The organism is Serinicoccus sp. CNJ-927 (assembly GCF_001942435.1).
Taxonomy (GTDB): domain Bacteria; phylum Actinomycetota; class Actinomycetes; order Actinomycetales; family Dermatophilaceae; genus Ornithinicoccus; species Ornithinicoccus marinus.
The window spans coordinates 1-17,770 of record NZ_MKKF01000015.1 but is presented as its reverse complement, the minus strand read 5'-3'; the positions used below and the strand labels follow the sequence as shown (position 1 = coordinate 17,770).

Genomic DNA, 17,770 nt, shown 5'->3' with positions numbered 1-17,770 from the left:
GGGTCGCGCCCTCAGCCGGCGTCGGCCGCCTGGGCGGCGACTGCCCGGGCGACGGCGTCGCGGTTCTCGGCGATGGTACGCCGAAGGCTGTTGGAGGCGTCGGTGTGCGCCGCCAGCCAGTCCTCGCTCGCCTGCAGCAGGGCCGGGCTCGCCAGGGCCAGCGGGTAGAAACCGACCGCGAGCGACTCGGCGATGTGGTGCGTGCGCTCGGACCACACCCGGTCGATCACCGCGTGATAGCGCTCGGCATACGGCTCCAGCAGGGCCACGTCGTGCACCCGGCCGAAGCCGAGCGCCATGGCCGCGAGCACCGAGTTCGACAGACCAGCGGTCTCGACCGCGTCCGTCCACGCGCGCTCCTTGGCCTCAGCGGTCGGCAGCGCCGCGCGGGCGCGGGCCGCCTTCTCGTGCCCGGTGGCGGTGTTGTCACGCTCACGCTCGGCGGCGATCTCCTCCTCGCCCGCCGCGCCGGCCGTGGCCAGCGCGGTGAGCAGCGTCCAACGCAGGTCCTGGTCGATCGTCAACCCGGCCAGCTCGCGCTCGCCGTCCAGCAGGGCGTGCACGAGGATGACGTCCCGCTCGGCCTGCGCGAAGGAGGCCCACGCCGTCACCAGCTGCAGCTGGGCGTCGCTGCCGCCGTCGGCGCCCAGCGCGGCCTCGCGCAGCCCGGTCGTCAGCGAGGACACCACCGACTCCCGGTGAGCCGGCGCGGTATACGTGAGCGCGGCAGCGCTGACCTGCTGGATCAGCACCCGGAGCAGGGTGGAGTCGGTCTCGCCGGGCAGCGCGGTGAGCACGAGCCGGACGTAGTCGCTCGCCGACATCTCGCCGTCCCGGGTCATGTCCCACGCGGCGCCCAGCACGAGCGCCCGCGCCAGCGAGTCCTCGATCCCCCGGACGTGCTCCAGGGCCGTGGCGAGCGAGCGCTCGTCCAGCCGGATCTTGGCGTAGGCCAGGTCGTCGTCGTTGACCAGCAGCAGGTCCGGCACCGGCTGCCCGACGAGCTCGGCGACCTCGGTGCGCTCGCCGTCCACGTCCAGCTCGACGCGACGGGTCCGGCGCAGCACGCCGTCCACCAGGTCGTAGCAGCCGACCGCGAGGCGGTGCGGCCGCAGGGTCGGGTGCTCCTCCGGCGTGGTCTGCACGAGCGTCAGTGCCGAGATCGTGCCGTCCTGCGCGACCTCGACCTCGGGGCTCAGCGTGTTGACTCCGGCCGTCTCGAGCCAGACCTGGCTCCAGGAGCTCAGGTCGCGCCCGCTGGTCGCCTCCAGCTCCGTGAGCAGGTCGCGCAGCGTGGTGTTGCCCCACGCGTGCTTGGCGAAGTAGGCCCGGAGCCCATCCCGGAAGGGCTCGCGCCCGACGTAGGCGACGAGCTGCTTGAGCACCGAGGCGCCCTTGGCATACGTGATGCCGTCGAAGTTCACCTCCACCGCGGCGAGGTCGACCATGTCCGCCGCGACCGGGTGGGTCGAGGAGAGCTGGTCCTGCTTGTAGGCCCAGGCCTTCTCCGCGGTGCCGAAGGTCGTCCAGGCGTCCTTCCACCCGGTCGCCTCGGCCTGGGCGGTCGTCGAGGCCCACTCGGCGAAGGACTCGTTGAGCCACAGGTCGTCCCACCAGGTCATCGTCACCAGGTCGCCGAACCACATGTGCGCCAGCTCGTGCAGGATCGTCAGCGCGCGCCGCTCCACGATCGCCTCGGTCACCTTGGACCGGAAGACGTAGTTCTCCACGATGGTGACGCAGCCCGCGTTCTCCATCGCGCCCATGTTGTACTCCGGCGTGAAGATCTGGTCGTACTTGCTGAACGGGTAGGCGCAGTCGAACTCCTCCTCGAAGAAGGCGAAGCCCTTCTTGGTGACGTCGAGGATGTTGTCCGCGTCCAGGTGCGGGGTGAGGCTCTTGCGGCAGAAGACGCCCAGCGGGATCTCGCCGGCCCGGGTGCTGACGCTGTCGCGGACCACGTCGTAGGGCCCGGCCACCAGGGCGGTGATGTAGGAGGAGATGCGCGGCGTCGCGGGGAAGGCCCAGGTCGCGGCCCCGCGGTCGTCGCTCTGCCCGTCCGCGCTGTCGGCGACCGCCGTGGGCTCCGGGGTCGGCTCGTTGGAGATGACCTGCCAGTGGGCCGGCGCGGTGACCGTGAAGGCGAAGGTGGCCTTGAGGTCGGGCTGCTCGAAGACGGCATACATCCGGCGGCTGTCGGGGACCTCGAACTGGGTGTAGAGGTAGACCTCGCCGTCCGCCGGGTCGACGAAGCGGTGCAGCCCCTCGCCGGTGTTCATGTAGGTCCCGGTCGCCTCGACGACGAGCTCGTTGCTCTCCGCGAGCTCGGGCAGCGCGATCCGGGAGTCCACCCAGGCGGTGGCCGGGTCGAGCTCGGTGCCGTTGAGCACGACCCGCTCCACCGAGGCGCCGACGAAGTCGATCCACGTCGACTCGCCCGGGCTGGTGCAGGTGAACCTGACGGTGCTGCTCGTCGCGAAGGTCTCCGCGCCCCGGGTGAGGTCCAGGGCCACGTCGTAGGACTCGCAGCGGATGAGCGCGGACCGGGCGGCCGCCTCGTCACGGGTCAGGTTGGTGCCGGGCATGCAGAGGTCTCCTCGTCGAGCGTCGGGTCCGCAGGTGCGGTCAGGGTATGCCGTGACACGATGGTCGCATGACGCACCACGAGTCCTCTGCCCAGTCCGCCACAGGTCGGACCACCCACGCCGAGATGTTCTTCGACCCGGCCTGCCCGTGGGCCTGGATGACCTCCCGGTGGCTCATGGAGGCGGCTCAGGTCCGCGACCTGGAGATCACCTGGTCCGTGATGAGCCTGTCGGTGCTCAACGAGGGGCGCGACCTCGACGAGGGCTACCGCGAGATGCTCGACCGCGCCTGGGGCCCGGTCCGCACGATCATCGCGGCCACCGCCGACCTGCCCGCGGCCGAGGCCAACGAGCTGCGCAAGAAGATGTACGACGCCTACGGCCAGCGGATCCACCTCGACGGACGCGGCAGCGAGGACCTCGACGCCATCACCACCGAGGTGGTCGAGGAGCTCGGGCTGGACGCCTCGCTCGCTCAGGCCGGCGGCTCGGAGGAGCACGACGAGGCGCTGCGCGCCAGCCACCAGCGGGCCATCGACCTCGTCGGTGACGACGTCGGCACGCCGGTCGTCTCGGTCGAGGACGTCGCCTTCTTCGGGCCCGTCGTCACACCCGCCCCCAAGGGCGAGGCCGCCGGCAAGCTCTGGGACGGCTGCCTGCTCGTCGCCGCCACCCCGGGCTTCTACGAGATCAAGCGGACCCGCTCGGTGGGTCCGGACTTCAGCTGAGGGAGAGCGCCGTGCGGGTTCACATCGGCGGCGACCACGCCGCCTACGAGATGCAGCGCGACCTGGTGACCTGGCTCGGTGAGCAGGGTCACGAGGTCGTCGACCACGGGCCGGTCGACCACGACCCGCAGGACGACTACCCGGTCTTCGTGCTGCGCGCCGCCGAGGCGGTCGCCGCGGACCCGGGGTCGCTCGGGATCGTGCTGGGCGGGTCGGGCAACGGTGAGCAGATGGCCGCCAACAAGGTGGCCGGTATCCGCGCGGCGCTCGCCTACGACCCCGAGCTGGCACGCCTCACCCGCGAGCACAACGATGCGCAGGTCGTCTCCCTCGGCGCGCGGATGCATACCCTCGAGGAGGGGCGCGCCATCGTCGAGGCCTTCCTGGCCACCCCCTTCTCGGGCGACGACCGGCACCAGCGCCGGATCGACATGATGCGCGCCTACGAGAGCGACGGGACGCTCCCGCCGCTGCCCTGACGCCGCACGACGAAGCCCCCGCCCGGATCGACCGGGCGGGGGCTTCGCAGGCTCAGCTCACGCTCAGGCGTTGTTGTCGCCCTCGCCGTTGCCCTCGCCCTCGACGCCACCGAACTGGTCGGCGCGGTCGTTGGCGAAGTCCTGGGCCTTGTCGATGTGCTCGGAGTGCTTGCCGCCGGTCTTGTCGTCGGCGAAGTCGCCAGCCTGCTCGATGCCCTGGTCGACCTTCTCGTCGTGCTGACCGGCCATGTCCTTGGCCTTGTCCATGAAGCCCATGACGTGACTCCTTCCCATCGGGTCCGGCACCCCGGTCGGGGCGCCTTTCTTGCGGGACCACGCAACCACATCCCCCCGGGGCTGTCGACCCGGGCGCGATGCCCGGGCGCGTCGCGGTCGAGGACCGGTCGGCGCCCGGGCGGGTGTCGGCGGGCTCGGACACAATGGGCGCGTGAGCCGCAGATGGGTGCTGCACGTCGACATGGACCAGTTCCTGGCCGCCGTGGAGATCTTGCGCCGCCCCGAGCTGGCGGGGTGCCCCGTGGTCGTCGGCGGACGCGGCGACCCGACCGAGCGCGCGGTGGTCTCGACTGCGTCCTACGAGGCGCGCGAGCACGGCGTCCGCTCCGGTATGCCGCTGCGCGTCGCCGCGCGCCGGTGCCCCGACGCGGTCTTCCTGCCGGTGGACTTCCCGGTCTACGAGGACGCCTCCGAGCAGGTCATGGACACGCTGCGGGCGTGGCCGGGGTCGGTGGTGCAGGTGCTCGGGTGGGACGAGGCCTTCGTCGGGGTCGAGACCGACGACGTCGAGGCCGTGGCCGCCGGGGTGCAGGCGGCGGTGCTGGAGCGCACCGGGCTGCACTGCTCGATCGGCATCGGTGACAGCCTCGTGCGGGCCAAGACCGCGACCGACTTCGGCAAGCCGCGCGGCACCTATGTCCTCACCCGTGAGATCTGGCTCGAGGTGATGGGACCACGCCCGACGACGGCGCTGTGGGGCGTCGGCAAGCGCATCGCCGCGCGCCTGGAGCAGGTCGGTCTGACCACGGTGGCGGAGCTGGCCGGGGCCGACGACGCGGTGCTGGCCGCGGAGTTCGGCCCGACCAACGGGCCGCGGCTCTCCGAGCTGGGCCGGGGCGGGGGAGCGGACTGGCCGGACGACTCGCCCTGGGTGCCGCGGGCGCGGGGCCGCGAGACGACATACCAGCAGGACCTCGTGACCCCCGAGGAGGTGCGCGAGGCCCTGCGCGAGCTCGCGGTGCGGGTCGTCGAGGACGTCGCCTCGGAGGGCCGGCCGGTGCAGCGCGTCTTCCTCAAGGTGCGCTTCGTGCCCTTCTTCACCTACCACCGGGGTCGCAAGCTGCCGGAGCCGACCACCGACCCCGAGGTGCTCGCGGCCACCGCCTTCGAGCTCTACCAGCGCCTCGCGGACGAGCGACCGGTGCGGCTGCTGGGGGTGCGCGGCGAGATGGTGCCCCCGCCGGGCGGGTACTGAGCAGCTGTGGTCCGATGGTGCCCATGAAGATCGGCATCATCATCGGGTCCATCCGCGAGGGCCGCAAGGGCGAGAGCGTGGCCCGCTGGGTCCACGACCAGGCACAGCAGCGCGACGGCGGCACCGACTACGAGCTCATCGACCTCAAGACCTTCGGGGTGCCGCTGCTGGAGTGGGAGAAGGTGCCCGGCGGCGCCAAGAAGCAGTACCCGCACGAGTCCGTGCACGCCTGGAGCGCCGCCATCGACGCCTGCAACGGCTTCGTCGTGGTGACGCCGGAGTACAACCACTCGGTCCCGGGCGGCCTCAAGAACGCCACCGACTGGCTCTACCCGGAGTGGCAGGGCAAGGCGGCCGGGTTGGTCGGCTACGGGTCCGAGGGCGGTGTCCGGGCCATCGAGCACTGGCGGTTGATCCTGGCGAACTACAGCATGGTCGTGGTCCGGCAGCAGGTGTCGCTGTCGACCTTCGACGAGTTCGACGGGGGCGAGGTGGCGCCCAACGAGCGCCGGCCCGAAGAGCTCGGGACCCTGCTGGACCAGGTCGAGGAGGCCGCGGCCCGTCAGCAGTCCTGACGGATGGGCGGTCTGTGGAGCGGGTGACGGGAATCGAACCCGCGTAGCCAGTTTGGAAGACTGGGGCTCTACCATTGAGCTACACCCGCGCGACCCCGCGTGAGACGTGTCCCGCCGGGCCGAGGAGATAGTCTAGACCCTTGCCCGCGGCGTCCGTGACGCCGTCCGACGACGGGGTATGGCGCAGCTTGGTAGCGCGTCCGCTTTGGGAGCGGAAGGCCGCCGGTTCGAATCCGGCTACCCCGACCACCTAGCATGGTGCTGATCCGCGTGCTCGCCGCGGGCTGTTCGCACGCCCGGCGAGAGACGACATACCCCCGACATGACAACGGAGCAACCTGCAGTGAAGAGCGCTGTCGAGACCCTGACCCCGACCCGGGTCAAGCTGACCGTCGAGGTCCCCGCCGCCGACCTCCAGCCCAAGCTGGACGCCGCCTACAAGAGCATCGGCGCCAACGTGCAGATCCCGGGCTTCCGCAAGGGCAAGGTGCCGAACCGGATCATCGACCAGCGCTTCGGCCGCGGCGCCGTGGTGCAGGAGGCTGTCAACGACGCCCTGCCGGAGTATTACACCCAGGCGATGACCGAGAACGACCTCACCCCGCTCTCGCAGCCCGAGGTCAACCTCACCACGCTGCCGATGGAGGAGGGCCAGGACCTCGCCTTCGAGGCCGAGGTCGACATCGTCCCGCAGTTCGAGCTGCCCGACTTCTCCGGCATCGAGGTCGTCGTCGACCCGGTCCAGGCGTCCGAGGAGGACGTCCAGACCCGGATCGACAACCTGCGCGAGCGTTTTGGCACCCTCAAGCCGATCAAGCGCAAGGCCAAGACCGGCGACCACCTGACGATCGACCTGTCCGCGAAGATCGGCGAGGAGGAGATCGACTCGGTGACCGGCGTCTCCTACGAGATCGGCTCCGGCACGATGCTGGACGGGCTGGACACCGCGCTGCGCGGCACCAAGGCCGGCGACACCGTCGAGTTCAGCTCGCCGCTGGCCGGTGGTGACCGCAAGGGCGAGAACGCTGACGTCACCGTCACCGTGCAGGCCGCCAAGGAGCGCGAGCTGCCCGAGCTGGACGACGAGTTCGCCCAGCTGGCCAGCCAGTTCGACACGATGGACGAGCTGCGCGAGGACCTCGCCAAGCAGGCCGAGCAGGGCGCCCGCTTCGAGCAGGGCGTCGGCGCCCGCGACAAGGTGCTGGAGGCCATGCTCGGCATGGTCGAGATCCCGGTGCCCGACAGCCTCGTCGAGGCCGAGGTGCACCGTCACCTCGAGGGCGAGGAGCGGCTCGAGGACGACGAGCACCGCGCCGAGGTCACCGAGTCCACGACCAAGGCGATGCAGACGCAGTTCCTGCTCGACGCGCTGGTCAAGCGGGACGAGGTCGAGGTCGACCAGGGCGAGCTCATCGAGTACATCATGATGACCGCGCAGCAGTACGGCATGAACGCCCAGCAGTTCGCGCAGCAGATCGACCAGCAGAACCAGGTGCCCGCGATGGTCGCCGAGGTCGGTCGCCGCAAGGCGCTCGCGAACGTCCTGGAGCAGGCGAAGGTCACTGACACCGACGGGAACGTCGTCGACCTCGACGCGATCGAGGGTGACGACGAGGACGACGAGGCGGCCGAGGAGGTCGGGCCGGGCGACCAGGTCGTGGAGGCCGGCGACGAGGTCGTCGAGGCCGAGGAGTCCGAGGACGCCGCCAAGGCCTGACCCACCACGCACGGTGCGCGACTGCACCGGGTATGCCGCCCAGCAGGGCGAGTTCACGGCATACCCGGTGCAGTCGCGTTTTCTGTGGCCCGGGCGGGTCTGGACAACTTCTGCGGCCACGCCCCGGCCGACGCCTTCGCCTCCCACCACACCGCCGCCGAGCTCTGGGGCGGTGTCGTCCCGCACGCGGTGGGCCGGCACGTCAGCGTGGGGACCGGGCGGCTGCGGTCGGCCCGGGAGGACCTCGTCGTGCACGCCTCGTCGCGGCAGCTGGTGGTCTTCCGGGGTCTGCGGGTCACGACGCCGTTGGACACCTTCCTCGACTGCGCACGGGTACTCGATCTCGTCGACCTGGTGGTGCCAGGCGACAGCCTGGTCGGCAGCGGTGACCTGCTGCGTCGGCTCGACGCGGGGGATCGGGCAACCCGGACCACAGTGGAGTACGACGGACGGCACCACATCGAGCGGGAGGGCGGCCGCGGTGGTCGAGAGAGGTCAGCGCTGCAGGGCCTCGGCGCGCTCGGGCGCCCGGACCGAGGGCTGCGGGGCGCGCTGCTCGTGCAGCGACAGCGCGACGACGGTCGCGACGACCAGCGCCATCCCCAGCCACTGGGTCGGCTCAGGGCGGCTGCCGAACGCGATCACCCCGATGAGGGCGGCGGTGAGCGGGAAGGTCAGCTCGGCGAGGGTCGCCCGGGAGGCCGGGGTATGCCGCAGCGCCCGGTAGTAGAGCGTCATCGCCGCGAGCCCGGGCAGCAGCGCGAGCGCCGCGATCGAGGGCGCGGCGGAGAGCGGGACGGCCAACGGGGTGCCGGTGAAGCCGGCGATGATCGCCAGCGTCACCAGGCCGACGGCGAAGCGCAGGGCCGTCAGGTCCACGAAGCGCAGCTCCGCGCTCGCCGCCCGGCCGAGCACCGTCCCACACGCCCACAGCGCCGCGGCGCCGAGCGCGAGCAGCGCGGCCTGCGCCGAGCTCACCGTGACGGCCAGCGGGTCGGCGAAGGTCATCAGCCACGCGCCGACGACGGCGGGCGCGAGGAAGAGCAGGTAGGACCGGCGCAGCCGCTCCCCGAGCAGGACCGCGGCGAGCGCCAGCGCGATGAAGGGCTGCAGCTTCTGCAGGACCTGCGGGGTGATGGGGTCGCCGAGGCGGAAGGCAGCGGTGAACAACGTTGTGGCCAGCGCCGAGCTGCCGGCGCCGATGACGAGCACCGAGACCTGGGTGCGCAGGCTCGCGGCGCGCCAGCGGCGGACCGCGGGGACCAGCCACGGCAGCAGGAGCAGGGTCAGCAGGGCGTGCTCCCAGAAGACGATGGCGAGCGAGGGCAGCTCCTGCGCCAGCGGGCCGCGCCAGAGCGCGGACAGGCCCCACAGCGAGGCGGCCAAGGCGACCAGCCAGGTGCGGTCGGTGCGAAGGGTGTCGGTCACGCGGACAGCCTCGCACGGCCGGGACGGTGCCCACCGTGCGGCCGGTCGGCGCAGACCGCGCGGCCGGTCGGGGGAGGGGGCGAGGCGGCAGTGCGCTCAGGGCGAACACGGCGCCCGCGGGGAGTTTCGCGACGGGGGCGGACGTAGGGTCGATGACAAGCACAGGTGCCGCACGGCATACCCCGGACGAAGCGAGGGAAAGCAGCGCATGACCGACATCACGATGGCCGAGAGCACCGCGCCGGCGGGTCTCGACGACCAGATCTACAACCGGCTCCTCAAGGAGCGCATCATCTTCCTGGGCTCGGAGGTGCGCGACGACAACGCCAACGCGATCTGCGCCCAGCTGCTGCTCCTGGCCGCCGAGGACCCGGAGAAGGACATCTGGCTCTACATCAACTCCCCGGGCGGCTCGGTGACCGCGGGCATGGCGATCTTCGACACCATGCAGTGGATCCCCAACGACGTCGCCACGGTGGCGATGGGCCTGGCCGCCTCGATGGGGCAGTTCCTCCTCTCCGCCGGCGCCCCCGGCAAGCGGTATGCCACCCCGCACGCCCGCGTCATGATGCACCAGCCCTCGGGCGGCATCGGCGGCACCGCCTCCGACATCAAGATCCAGGCCGAGCAGATGCTGCACATCAAGCAGCAGATGGCCGAGCTGATCGCCGAGCACACCGGGCAGAGCGTGGAGCAGATCACCACCGACTCCGACCGCGACCGCTGGTTCACCGCGGCCGAGGCCCAGGAGTACGGCTTCGTCGACCACGTCTACGAGCGCTCCGGCGACGCGCCGTCGTCCCCCACCTCCTGACCGGCCACCCCAGCGAGAAGAGAGCTGACCTCATGACCTTCCCCCAGCAGAGCCCGTACGCCGGTGGCGCCTGGAGCGGCACCCCGCAGCAGCCCGGCGGTGGCCTGGCCCGTCCGCTGGCTCCGAGCAGCCGCTACATCCTGCCGCAGTTCGAGGAGCGCACCTCCTACGGCACCAAGCGCCAGGATCCCTACACCAAGCTGTTCGAGGACCGGATCATCTTCCTCGGCGTCCAGGTCGACGACGCCTCGGCCGACGACATCATCGCCCAGCTCATCGTGCTGGAGAGCCAGGACCCGGACCGCGACATCCTCATGTACATCAACAGCCCCGGCGGCTCGTTCACCGCGCTGACGGCGATCTACGACACGATGCAGTACATCAAGCCGGACGTGCAGACCTTCGTCATCGGCCAGGCCGCCTCGGCGGCCGCGGTGCTGCTGGCGGCCGGCGCGCCGGGCAAGCGCTTCGCGCTGCCCAACGCGCGGGTGCTCATCCACCAGCCGGCGCTCGCCGGCGGCGACTACGGCCAGGCCTCGGACATCGAGATCCAGGCCAACGAGGTGCTCCGGATGCGGACCTGGCTCGAGGAGACCTGGGCCAAGCACTCCGGCCGCAGCGCCGAGCAGGTCCAGAAGGACATCGAGCGCGACAAGATCCTCACCGCCGCGGAGGCCAAGGAGTACGGCCTCGTCGACGAGGTGCTCGCCTCGCGCAAGGCGTCGCTGGACGACTGAGGCCGCCCGGCGCCGGGCATACCCCGGTCCGCCGGTTGCCGATCCCGGAGCCCGTCACCCCTCGTGGGGGGCGGGCTCCCGTCGTCCCCGGGCGCGCCGGGTCCGGCACCGCGCCACCAGCAGGTAGGTTCACCCAGCGCGACGCGGGTGCTGGGCTGGGGGCACGCGTCGACCATGAAGCATCAGCCCGACCAGGAGCTGCGGCAGCAGATCTCCCGCGACAAGATCCGCACCCAGGTCCTGGAGCGGGGCGTGGTCGGCAACCTGACCTTCACCTCCCGCACGATCGCCTGGGTCTGGGGCGACGGCACCTTCTGGGCCCACGGGGAGGGCGTCGACCGGGACGAGCCCGGCCTCCTCGGAAGCCGGTGGAGCGCGCTGCAGTCCTGGTTCGTCGGCTCCGGCGAGCCCTACCGTCAGGTGGTCGCCCCCGCGCTGCACGGCCTCTGGGTGGCGACGCTGCTCGTGACCGGGGTCGGGCTCTGACGCGTCCGGAGCGGTCCCTGGGTGGCCGCCTGCTCGGTCAGCCTGCTCGCGCTGACGGGCTACCTCGCGCTGTTCGAGGCCCGCCCGCGCTACCTGGTGGCCCTGCTCCCGGTCCTGCTCGTGCTGAGCGGTCTCACGGCGGGAGCTCCCCCGGAGCGGGGTTCCGCTGACAGCGGATCGCGGGCCCAACACGCGGATCGCGCCGGGAAAACCGTGCCGAAACCCGGCTCGGCAAGGTAGCGTCGTGCAGGCAGGGCGACCCCGGGTCGCCCGGACCACGGTGAGGACGCAGCGGTAGGAAGGACGACCACGTGGCACGGATGGGCGAGAGCAGCGAGCTGCTGAAGTGCTCTTTCTGCGGGAAGAGCCAGAAGCAGGTCAAGAAGCTGATCGCCGGGCCGCGTCTACATCTGCGACGAGTGCATCGACCTGTGCAACGAGATCATCGAGGAGGAGCTGGCCGAGTCCAGCGACCTGGGGCTGGGTCAGCTGCCCAAGCCGCGCGAGATCTTCGACTTCCTGCAGAACTACGTCGTTGGCCAGGATCCGGCCAAGCGCGCCCTGGCCGTCGCGGTCTACAACCACTACAAGCGGATCCAGGCCGGGGAGGGCAAGGGCAGCGCCGACGAGAACGTCGACATCGCCAAGTCCAACATCCTGCTCATCGGGCCCACGGGCTGCGGCAAGACCTACCTGGCGCAGACCCTGGCCCGGATGCTCAACGTCCCCTTCGCGATCGCCGACGCGACCGCGCTCACCGAGGCGGGGTATGTCGGTGAGGACGTCGAGAACATCCTGCTCAAGCTCATCCAGGCCGCCGACTTCGACGTGAAGAAGGCCGAGACCGGGATCATCTACATCGACGAGATCGACAAGATCGCGCGCAAGAGCGAGAACCCCTCGATCACCCGGGACGTCTCCGGCGAGGGCGTGCAGCAGGCGCTGCTGAAGATCCTCGAGGGGACGGTCGCCAGCGTGCCGCCGCAGGGCGGCCGCAAGCACCCGCACCAGGAGTTCATCCAGATCGACACCGGCAACGTGCTCTTCATCGTCGGCGGCGCCTTCGCCGGGATGGAGAAGATCATCGAGTCTCGCACCGGCAAGCAGGGGCTGGGCTTCGGTGCCGAGCTGAAATCCGCCAAGGACGTGGGGGAGCACTTCGGCGACGTCCTGCCCGAGGACCTCATGAAGTTCGGGCTGATCCCGGAGTTCATCGGCCGCCTGCCGGTCATCACCACGGTGTCCCCGCTGGACCGGGACGCCCTGGTCAACATCCTCACCGAGCCGCGCAACGCGCTGGTGAAGCAGTACAAGAAGATGTTCGAGATCGACGGCGTCGAGCTCGAGTTCGCCGACGAGGCGCTGGAGGCCATCGCCGACCAGGCGTTGCTGCGCGGCACCGGCGCCCGCGGCCTGCGCGCGATCCTGGAGGAGGTCCTCCTCCCGGTGATGTTCGACGTGCCCTCCGACGACGAGATCGCCAAGGTCGTCATCTCCCGCGAGGTCGTGCAGGAGAACGTCAACCCGACGATCGTGCGCCGCGACGTCGCCCCCCGCAAGCGGCAGCAGCGCAAGGAGAGCGCCTGAGCGCTGGCCGTGCGCCGGGGGACCCGGTCAGCCCAGTCGTTCCAGACCGACCCGCAGCACGAAGACCGCGGCGGCCACGCTTATCAGGCCCAGGCTGAGGCTGGCCACGACGAAGGCCACCCCGTCCGAGGCGATGGTGTCGTCGTGGTGCAGCCGGAGGTGGTCGCGACGGTAGCGCCCGGTGGCCCGGTGGTAGGCCCACCCGGCACCGAGGACCACCAGCCCGCCCACCAGGGCCGCCGTCGCCAGCCCGAGGTATACCCCGGTGAAGCGGGCGATCCCGGCACCGATGACGGCGAGCGCCAGGCACGTGCGGCGCCAGGCCAGCAGCGTGCGCTCCGGCTGCAGCCCCGGGTCGTAGGCAGGAGCGCTCACACCAGCAGCCCGATCGCGACGAGCAGGATCGCCAGGAGCAGCCCGACGGCGATGAACGAGCCGATGGTCAGCGGGGGCAGGGCGCGCCCCTCGCGCATGGCGCGCTCCACCCGGAACCACCCCACCCAGGCCTGCAGCGAGGCCAGCATGCCGAGGACCACGAAGACCGCGGAGGCCGCGAGCCGGAAGCCGGGGTCGACCGGCACCGGCAACGCCTCCAGCGCCACACCTGCCGCCAGGAAGGCCAGCGCGGTGCGGATCCAGGCGAGGAAGGTGCGCTCGTTGGCCAGGCTGAACCGGGGGTCCGGCTCCGAGCCGCGGGCGTACACCGACCGGGGCAGGCGGGTCGCCGACCGGCGCTCACTCATCCGGGCCCGCTCCAATCGGCTCGTCGCTCACGCGGACCAGCATAGGCAGGGACCTCATCCGTCCTGCTGGCGCTCACGTAGCCGCAGATAGCCCCCGAGCGCCAGCGCGAGCAGGGCCAGCCCGAGGATGCCGGGGACCGGACCGCCGGTCGCGGCACCGGTCGTCACGAGGGCGGCGAGCGCCCAGACGACCGTGGTGACGAGGGCGACGACCGCGGTGTGCAGGGCATACCGCCGCAGCACGGTGGGCGGCAGGGTCGCCTGCGGGGGCACCGACGCGGCCAGCGAGGCGCTCGCATGCACGACGAGCAGGCTCCACGTGGCGGGCAGCAGGGCCCAGTGCCACGGGCCGTCGACCCCCGCCCACCAGCTGGCGATGGCCCAGACGAGGAAGACGGCGGGCATGATGCCGTTCGGCTGGACCACGACGAGCAGGCCCAGGACCACGGTGCCGACCCAGGCGACCGGCCCGCCGCCGCCCGCGGCCGCCTGGGAGAGGGCGAAGCCGAGGGCCCCCAGGACCGCCAGGAGCCGCACCCGCCGGTGGCTGGGGGTGGCGGTGCGCAGGTTGACCCAGTGCTCGCGCAGCTCGCCCACGGCTACACCCCCGCCCCGCGCCGCCGGTGCGACAGCTCGCGCAGCACGACGTCCAGGCTGCCGGGGCCCAGCCACGGCACGACCGCCACGCCCTGGCGCCTGATCGCTCGGATCTCCCGCTCCCGCTCCAGCATCCGGATCCGCCAGGCGGTGCGGGCGAGCGGGTCGCGGTCGGCGCTCGGGACCACACCCGCGCCGCCCTCGACCAGCGCGTCCACCACGACGACCGACAGGCCGCGGGCGGCCAGCGTCGCGGCCTGGGTGAGCGCGTCGGGCGAGACGAGGGCCGAGATCATGACGACGAGCGTGCCCGAGCCCACCCCGAGGTGGACCCTGCGCGGGTCGGTCTCGTCGTCCACGGCCGGCTGGATCCGGCTCAGGGTGTCCAGGATGCGCACACCGTGCCGCCGGCCCGTTCCCACCGGGACCGTGAGCGGGGTGCGGGCGGACAGCACCCGCAGGCTCACCCGGTCGCCCTGCTGCAGGAAGTGCTCGCCGAGGGCGGCCGCGGCACGGACCGAGCGGTCCAGCGAGCTGGGCGTGCCCGTCAGCCCACCGGAACGGCCGAGGTCGTAGTGCGCGTCCACGAGCACGGCCACGTGGGTGTCCTGGTCGGCGTAGCTCGAGGTCACGTGCAGCTCCCCGGTGCGGCTGGACCGCGGCCAGTGGATGCGGCGCAGCCGGTCGCCCACCTGGAAGGGCCGGATCGTGGCGAACTCGCTGCCGTCGCCCGGGCGGGTGGAACGGTGCATCCCGACCAGGCCGCGAGGGTGCGGCGCCGGGGCCGAGGTGTCGAAGGCGGCGGGTTGGGGCAGCACCCGCAGGCCCTGGGCCCCGACCGAGATCGGCCCCCAGCGGTAGGACCCCCAGGCGCTGCTGGCCGCCACCTGCATGGGTCCGATCCGGCGCACGCCCCACCGGGTGACCCGCAGCCCGACGAGCAGCCGTCGCCGGCCCTGCACGAGCGACCCCTCGGCGTCGACGACGGTGGCCGTGCGCTGGACCGGGAGGTCGTCGCTGTCCAACGCGGCGCGCATCCGCTCCTGGGCCACGGCTTCCACGAACGGGGCGGGGGTCAACGCCGCGCACAGGATGTGGGCGCCCTCGACCGGCTCGAGGTCGGCGACCGCCAACGCCTGGTCGCCCTCGCGCACCTGAGCGTGCGACAGGGCGAAGCGGTGGTCCGGCCGGTCGGCGGGGCGCGTCGCGAGGCTCCAGGCGAGGACGACCACGAGCGGGCTGAGCAGCACGAGCAGGTCCGGGCGGCGCCACAGCAGCGCCACCGGGGCGACCAGCAGCACAGCCACGAGGCAGCGGGCGAAGGCGTGCGTCGGGCGCCAGGCGTCGGCCCGCTCGGTGAGCGCCATCAGGCCTGCGTGCCGACGTCGCCGTCGCCGTGGCTGGGTCCGGTGCCGTCGTCCACGGTGGAGGCCCCGGTGCGAGAGCCGGGGACCGGCACCTGGCCCAGCGCGGCGGTCACGACGGCGGCGCCTCCGGTGTCCGACATCCACAGCTCGGGCTTGATCGAGATGCGGTGGTCTAGCACCGCGTGCGCGACCGCCTTGACGTCCTCCGGGGTGAGGTAGTCGCGGCCGCGGATGACGGCATACGCCCGCGCGGTGAGCATGAGCGCGAGCGAGCCGCGGGGAGAGGCCCCGACGAGGACGGCACGGTGCCGGCGCGTCGCCGAGGCCAGCTCGACGCAGTAGCGGGAGATGTCGTCCTCGACCGGGACGCGCTCGATCGCCTCCTGCATCGCGGCCAGCCCGGCGGCGTCCGTGACCGGCTCCAGCCGCTGGTCCTCGGTCTGCCGAGAGACGCGACGGCGCAGCACGTCCCACTCCTCCTCGGGCGAGGGGTAGCCGAAGGAGACCCGGGCCAGGAAGCGGTCGAGCTGGGCCTCGGGGAGCGGGTAGGTGCCCTCGTACTCCACCGGGTTGGCGGTGGCGAGGACGTGGAACGGCTGCGGCAGCGCGAAGGTCTGGCCCTCGACGGTGACCTGGTGCTCCTGCATCGCCTCGAGCAGCGCCGACTGGGTCTTGGGCGGGGTGCGGTTGATCTCGTCGGCGAGCAGCAGCCCGGTGAACAACGGACCCGGGCGGAAGGCGAACTCGGCGGCCTTCTGGTCGAAGACGAAGGACCCGGTGAGGTCCGAGGGCAGCAGGTCGGGGGTGAACTGCGCGCGGGTGAACTCCAGCCCGAGGGTCTGCGCGAAGGAGCGCGCGGCGAGGGTCTTGCCGAGCCCGGGGAAGTCCTCCAGTAGGACGTGGCCCCGGGACAGGATCGCGGTGAGCACCATGGTCAGCGCCTCGCGCTTGCCGACGACCGCCTGCTCGACCCGGTCGAGCACCTCGCCCGCGCGGCGCGAGACCTCCTCGGTGGTCAGGGTGGGTGTCCCGGTGCTGGTCTGGCTCACAGCTGCTCGACTCCTTCGATCGCGGTGTGCAGGGCGCTCTTGCTGCGCTTGCGCCTGTCGGTGGGCGGGCGGGTCAGGTAGTTCCACAGGTGGGGGTCGAGCACCGCCCGCGCCCGTTCCGGCTCGGTCTCCAGGTCGACGTCGTGGTGCGCCAGCAGCCGCTCGGCGGCCAGCTCCCGGACGACCGGGTAGATGTGGTCGCCCCGGTCGTCCCGCTCGAGTGCGTCCCGCAGGTCGCGCCGCAGCCGCAGGAGGCGGTAGTCCATGGCGTCCGGCGGCGCCGACTCCTGCCGTGGCGTCGACACCCAGTAGGCCTGCTCGACGTCGCGGGTGGTGCTCGTCGCGCCCCACAGCGCCAGGCCGAGGACGAGGCCGGCGAGGACTACAGCGAGGACGGCCAGCGGCAGGGCGTAGGGGAGCGAGCCGATGTAGTAGAGCAGCGCGCCGACGAGCAGCGCGCCGACCAGCGCCGGGGTCAGCTGGCGGCGCAGTGTGCGCCGGGTGACCGCGCCGTGGACCGTGGGGCTCACCGGGCCGCTCCGGCCCGCCCGGCCTGCTGCTCGCCCTGCTCTTGCGCCACGGCCTCCTGCTCGGCGGCGCGGGCCTGCTCGGCCAGGACGCGCCGGCGCAGGTCGTCGTGGATCCGCTCGAGCGCGCCGACCGCCCCGTCGCGCTGCTGCTCGCTGACCGGGTGCCGGGAGAAACGGGCCTCGCGGTAGGCCTCGGAGAGCTCCCGGATCGCGGCCTCGTCGACCTCCCACCGGCCCAGCACCCGACGGGTGAGCTCCGCGGCGGTCTCCGCGGGGTTCTGGTGCAGCCCGGAGCGGCGCACGGCGTCCTCGAGGGCCACCCAGCAGGCGACGACGGCGTTGCGCGGGTCACCCTCCGCGAGCGCCCGGTAGCGGACGTCGTCGCCGCTGGCCTCCAGCAGGGCGACGAGCTCCTCGTCCTCCTCGACGGTGAGCGGCTCCCGCTCGCGGATGCCGCGGTTCGCCAGCATCCGCAGCACCATGAGGACGACCGCGACCACCAGGACGAGGAAGCCGATGAGCAGCCAGTCGACGGCGCGGCCCTCGGTCTCCTCGAGCTCGCCACCGCTCGCCTGCTCGGCCGGGGCCTGCGTCACGGCGGGCAGGTCGGGCATCCCGACCGAGGGCGCCCAGGTGCTCTGGGGCGGGCCGACGAGAGAGGAGCCGCTGCTCGAGCTCCACAGCAGCAGCGTGATGCCGGCCAGGGCAGCGACGACGGCGATGACGACCGTCGGACCCATGCCCCTGCGCATGGCCTCAGCCTAATGGGAGTGCAGTCACCCCTCCGGAAGGACTGGGGTGGGAGGCTGGTGGCCGAGCCGTCGGCCGGTGAGCACCGTTCTCAGCCCGAGGTCGT

The 17,770-nt window shown here is 72.2% G+C and carries 18 protein-coding genes, 2 tRNA genes and 1 pseudogene; 10 read left to right on the top strand and 11 right to left on the bottom strand.

The genetic code is table 11. From position 1 onward, the window contains the following. Positions 1-11: 11 nt before the first annotated feature. On the bottom strand, positions 12-2,585 hold the full coding sequence (gene pepN / locus BJF86_RS06770; RefSeq protein WP_075817623.1) for an aminopeptidase N: 2,574 nt from the start codon (positions 2,583-2,585) through the stop codon (positions 12-14). Positions 2,586-2,653: 68 nt separating this feature from the next. Here pepN and BJF86_RS06765 point away from each other — a divergent pair, with 68 nt between their 5' ends. Next, positions 2,654-3,313, top strand: coding sequence for a DsbA family protein (locus tag BJF86_RS06765; RefSeq protein ID WP_083652770.1), 660 nt, complete (start codon positions 2,654-2,656; stop codon positions 3,311-3,313). 11 nt (positions 3,314-3,324) lie between these two features. After that, a complete protein-coding gene (locus tag BJF86_RS06760) occupies positions 3,325-3,792 on the top strand; it encodes a ribose-5-phosphate isomerase (protein WP_022924266.1) in 468 nt (155 codons plus the stop codon). Between the two features lie 63 nt (positions 3,793-3,855). Here the strand turns inward: BJF86_RS06760 and BJF86_RS06755 are convergent, their stop codons facing one another. After that, positions 3,856-4,068 carry an antitoxin gene (locus BJF86_RS06755; RefSeq protein WP_075817621.1) on the bottom strand — a complete coding sequence of 71 codons (213 nt, stop codon included), beginning with the start codon at positions 4,066-4,068 and terminating at the stop codon, positions 3,856-3,858. A 172-nt stretch (positions 4,069-4,240) separates the two neighbouring features. On the opposite strand from BJF86_RS06755, the gene BJF86_RS06750 reads away from it, so the two are divergent. Continuing rightward, complete coding sequence (locus BJF86_RS06750) at positions 4,241-5,284, top strand: DNA polymerase IV (protein ID WP_075817619.1); 1,044 nt, start codon at positions 4,241-4,243, stop codon at positions 5,282-5,284. Between the two features lie 23 nt (positions 5,285-5,307). Beyond that, on the top strand, positions 5,308-5,859 hold the full coding sequence (locus BJF86_RS06745) for an NADPH-dependent FMN reductase (protein ID WP_075817648.1): 552 nt from the start codon (positions 5,308-5,310) through the stop codon (positions 5,857-5,859). A gap of 15 nt (positions 5,860-5,874) precedes the next feature. Here the strand turns inward: BJF86_RS06745 and BJF86_RS06740 are convergent. Then, a tRNA-Gly gene (locus BJF86_RS06740) sits at positions 5,875-5,948 on the bottom strand. An 83-nt stretch (positions 5,949-6,031) separates the two neighbouring features. Here BJF86_RS06740 and BJF86_RS06735 point away from each other — a divergent pair. Then, positions 6,032-6,108 (top strand) — tRNA-Pro (locus BJF86_RS06735). Positions 6,109-6,202: 94 nt separating this feature from the next. Then, positions 6,203-7,576 (top strand): trigger factor, encoded by a 1,374-nt coding sequence (gene tig / locus BJF86_RS06730; protein WP_075817617.1) that lies wholly within the window; start codon positions 6,203-6,205, stop codon positions 7,574-7,576. A 495-nt stretch (positions 7,577-8,071) separates the two neighbouring features. On the opposite strand, the gene BJF86_RS06725 is transcribed toward tig, so the two are convergent. Then, complete coding sequence (locus BJF86_RS06725) at positions 8,072-9,004, bottom strand: DMT family transporter (protein ID WP_075817615.1); 933 nt, start codon at positions 9,002-9,004, stop codon at positions 8,072-8,074. Between the two features lie 208 nt (positions 9,005-9,212). Between BJF86_RS06725 and BJF86_RS06720 the strand changes: the two genes are divergently transcribed. From BJF86_RS06720 to clpX, 4 genes and pseudogenes are all read left to right on the top strand, one after another. Next, positions 9,213-9,818 (top strand): ATP-dependent Clp protease proteolytic subunit, encoded by a 606-nt coding sequence (locus BJF86_RS06720; protein ID WP_075817613.1) that lies wholly within the window; start codon positions 9,213-9,215, stop codon positions 9,816-9,818. A gap of 32 nt (positions 9,819-9,850) precedes the next feature. Beyond that, on the top strand, positions 9,851-10,555 hold the full coding sequence (locus BJF86_RS06715; RefSeq protein ID WP_075814948.1) for an ATP-dependent Clp protease proteolytic subunit: 705 nt from the start codon (positions 9,851-9,853) through the stop codon (positions 10,553-10,555). A gap of 174 nt (positions 10,556-10,729) precedes the next feature. Continuing rightward, positions 10,730-11,041 carry a hypothetical protein gene (locus BJF86_RS06710; RefSeq protein ID WP_143553715.1) on the top strand — a complete coding sequence of 104 codons (312 nt, stop codon included), beginning with the start codon at positions 10,730-10,732 and terminating at the stop codon, positions 11,039-11,041. Positions 11,042-11,352: 311 nt separating this feature from the next. Next, positions 11,353-12,628: pseudogene (gene clpX / locus BJF86_RS06700) on the top strand (ATP-dependent Clp protease ATP-binding subunit ClpX). 27 nt (positions 12,629-12,655) lie between these two features. Here clpX and BJF86_RS06695 read toward each other — a convergent pair. Genes BJF86_RS06695 through BJF86_RS06665 form a run of 7 tightly spaced genes read right to left on the bottom strand, consistent with a single transcriptional unit; the run spans position 12,656 to position 17,666 of the window. Beyond that, positions 12,656-13,003, bottom strand: coding sequence for a DUF202 domain-containing protein (locus tag BJF86_RS06695; protein WP_075817607.1), 348 nt, complete (start codon positions 13,001-13,003; stop codon positions 12,656-12,658). Further along, on the bottom strand, positions 13,000-13,371 hold the full coding sequence (locus BJF86_RS06690) for a YidH family protein (RefSeq protein ID WP_143553714.1): 372 nt from the start codon (positions 13,369-13,371) through the stop codon (positions 13,000-13,002). The genes BJF86_RS06695 and BJF86_RS06690 overlap by 4 nt, the downstream gene beginning before the upstream one ends. A gap of 54 nt (positions 13,372-13,425) precedes the next feature. Beyond that, positions 13,426-13,968 carry a hypothetical protein gene (locus BJF86_RS06685; RefSeq protein WP_075817604.1) on the bottom strand — a complete coding sequence of 181 codons (543 nt, stop codon included), beginning with the start codon at positions 13,966-13,968 and terminating at the stop codon, positions 13,426-13,428. 2 nt (positions 13,969-13,970) lie between these two features. Next, a complete protein-coding gene (locus BJF86_RS06680; RefSeq protein ID WP_075817603.1) occupies positions 13,971-15,335 on the bottom strand; it encodes a DUF58 domain-containing protein in 1,365 nt (454 codons plus the stop codon). Then, entirely contained in the window at positions 15,335-16,384 is a 1,050-nt protein-coding gene (locus BJF86_RS06675; RefSeq protein ID WP_075817601.1) for an AAA family ATPase, read from the bottom strand. The genes BJF86_RS06680 and BJF86_RS06675 overlap by 1 nt, the downstream gene beginning before the upstream one ends. Further along, positions 16,381-16,914, bottom strand: a complete 534-nt coding sequence (locus BJF86_RS06670) for a hypothetical protein (RefSeq protein WP_022924250.1) — start codon at positions 16,912-16,914, stop codon at positions 16,381-16,383. The genes BJF86_RS06675 and BJF86_RS06670 overlap by 4 nt, the downstream gene beginning before the upstream one ends. After that, positions 16,911-17,666, bottom strand: coding sequence for a DUF4129 domain-containing protein (locus tag BJF86_RS06665; protein WP_083652769.1), 756 nt, complete (start codon positions 17,664-17,666; stop codon positions 16,911-16,913). Before BJF86_RS06665 ends, BJF86_RS06670 begins: the two co-directional genes overlap by 4 nt. Between the last annotated feature and the right edge of the window lie 104 nt (positions 17,667-17,770).

Bases quoted from the DNA above. Each gene is read 5' to 3' on its own strand.
- pepN (WP_075817623.1), bottom strand. From the start codon at position 2,585: ATGCCCGGCACCAACCTGACCCGTGACGAGGCGGCCGCCCGGTCCGCG.
- BJF86_RS06765 (WP_083652770.1), top strand. From the start codon at position 2,654: ATGACGCACCACGAGTCCTCTGCCCAGTCCGCCACAGGTCGGACCACC.
- BJF86_RS06755 (WP_075817621.1), bottom strand. From the start codon at position 4,068: ATGGGCTTCATGGACAAGGCCAAGGACATGGCCGGTCAGCACGACGAG.
- BJF86_RS06745 (WP_075817648.1), top strand. From the start codon at position 5,308: ATGAAGATCGGCATCATCATCGGGTCCATCCGCGAGGGCCGCAAGGGC.
- BJF86_RS06720 (WP_075817613.1), top strand. From the start codon at position 9,213: ATGACCGACATCACGATGGCCGAGAGCACCGCGCCGGCGGGTCTCGAC.
- BJF86_RS06715 (WP_075814948.1), top strand. From the start codon at position 9,851: ATGACCTTCCCCCAGCAGAGCCCGTACGCCGGTGGCGCCTGGAGCGGC.
- BJF86_RS06710 (WP_143553715.1), top strand. From the start codon at position 10,730: ATGAAGCATCAGCCCGACCAGGAGCTGCGGCAGCAGATCTCCCGCGAC.
- BJF86_RS06690 (WP_143553714.1), bottom strand. From the start codon at position 13,371: ATGAGTGAGCGCCGGTCGGCGACCCGCCTGCCCCGGTCGGTGTACGCC.
- BJF86_RS06680 (WP_075817603.1), bottom strand. From the start codon at position 15,335: ATGGCGCTCACCGAGCGGGCCGACGCCTGGCGCCCGACGCACGCCTTC.
- BJF86_RS06665 (WP_083652769.1), bottom strand. From the start codon at position 17,666: ATGCGCAGGGGCATGGGTCCGACGGTCGTCATCGCCGTCGTCGCTGCC.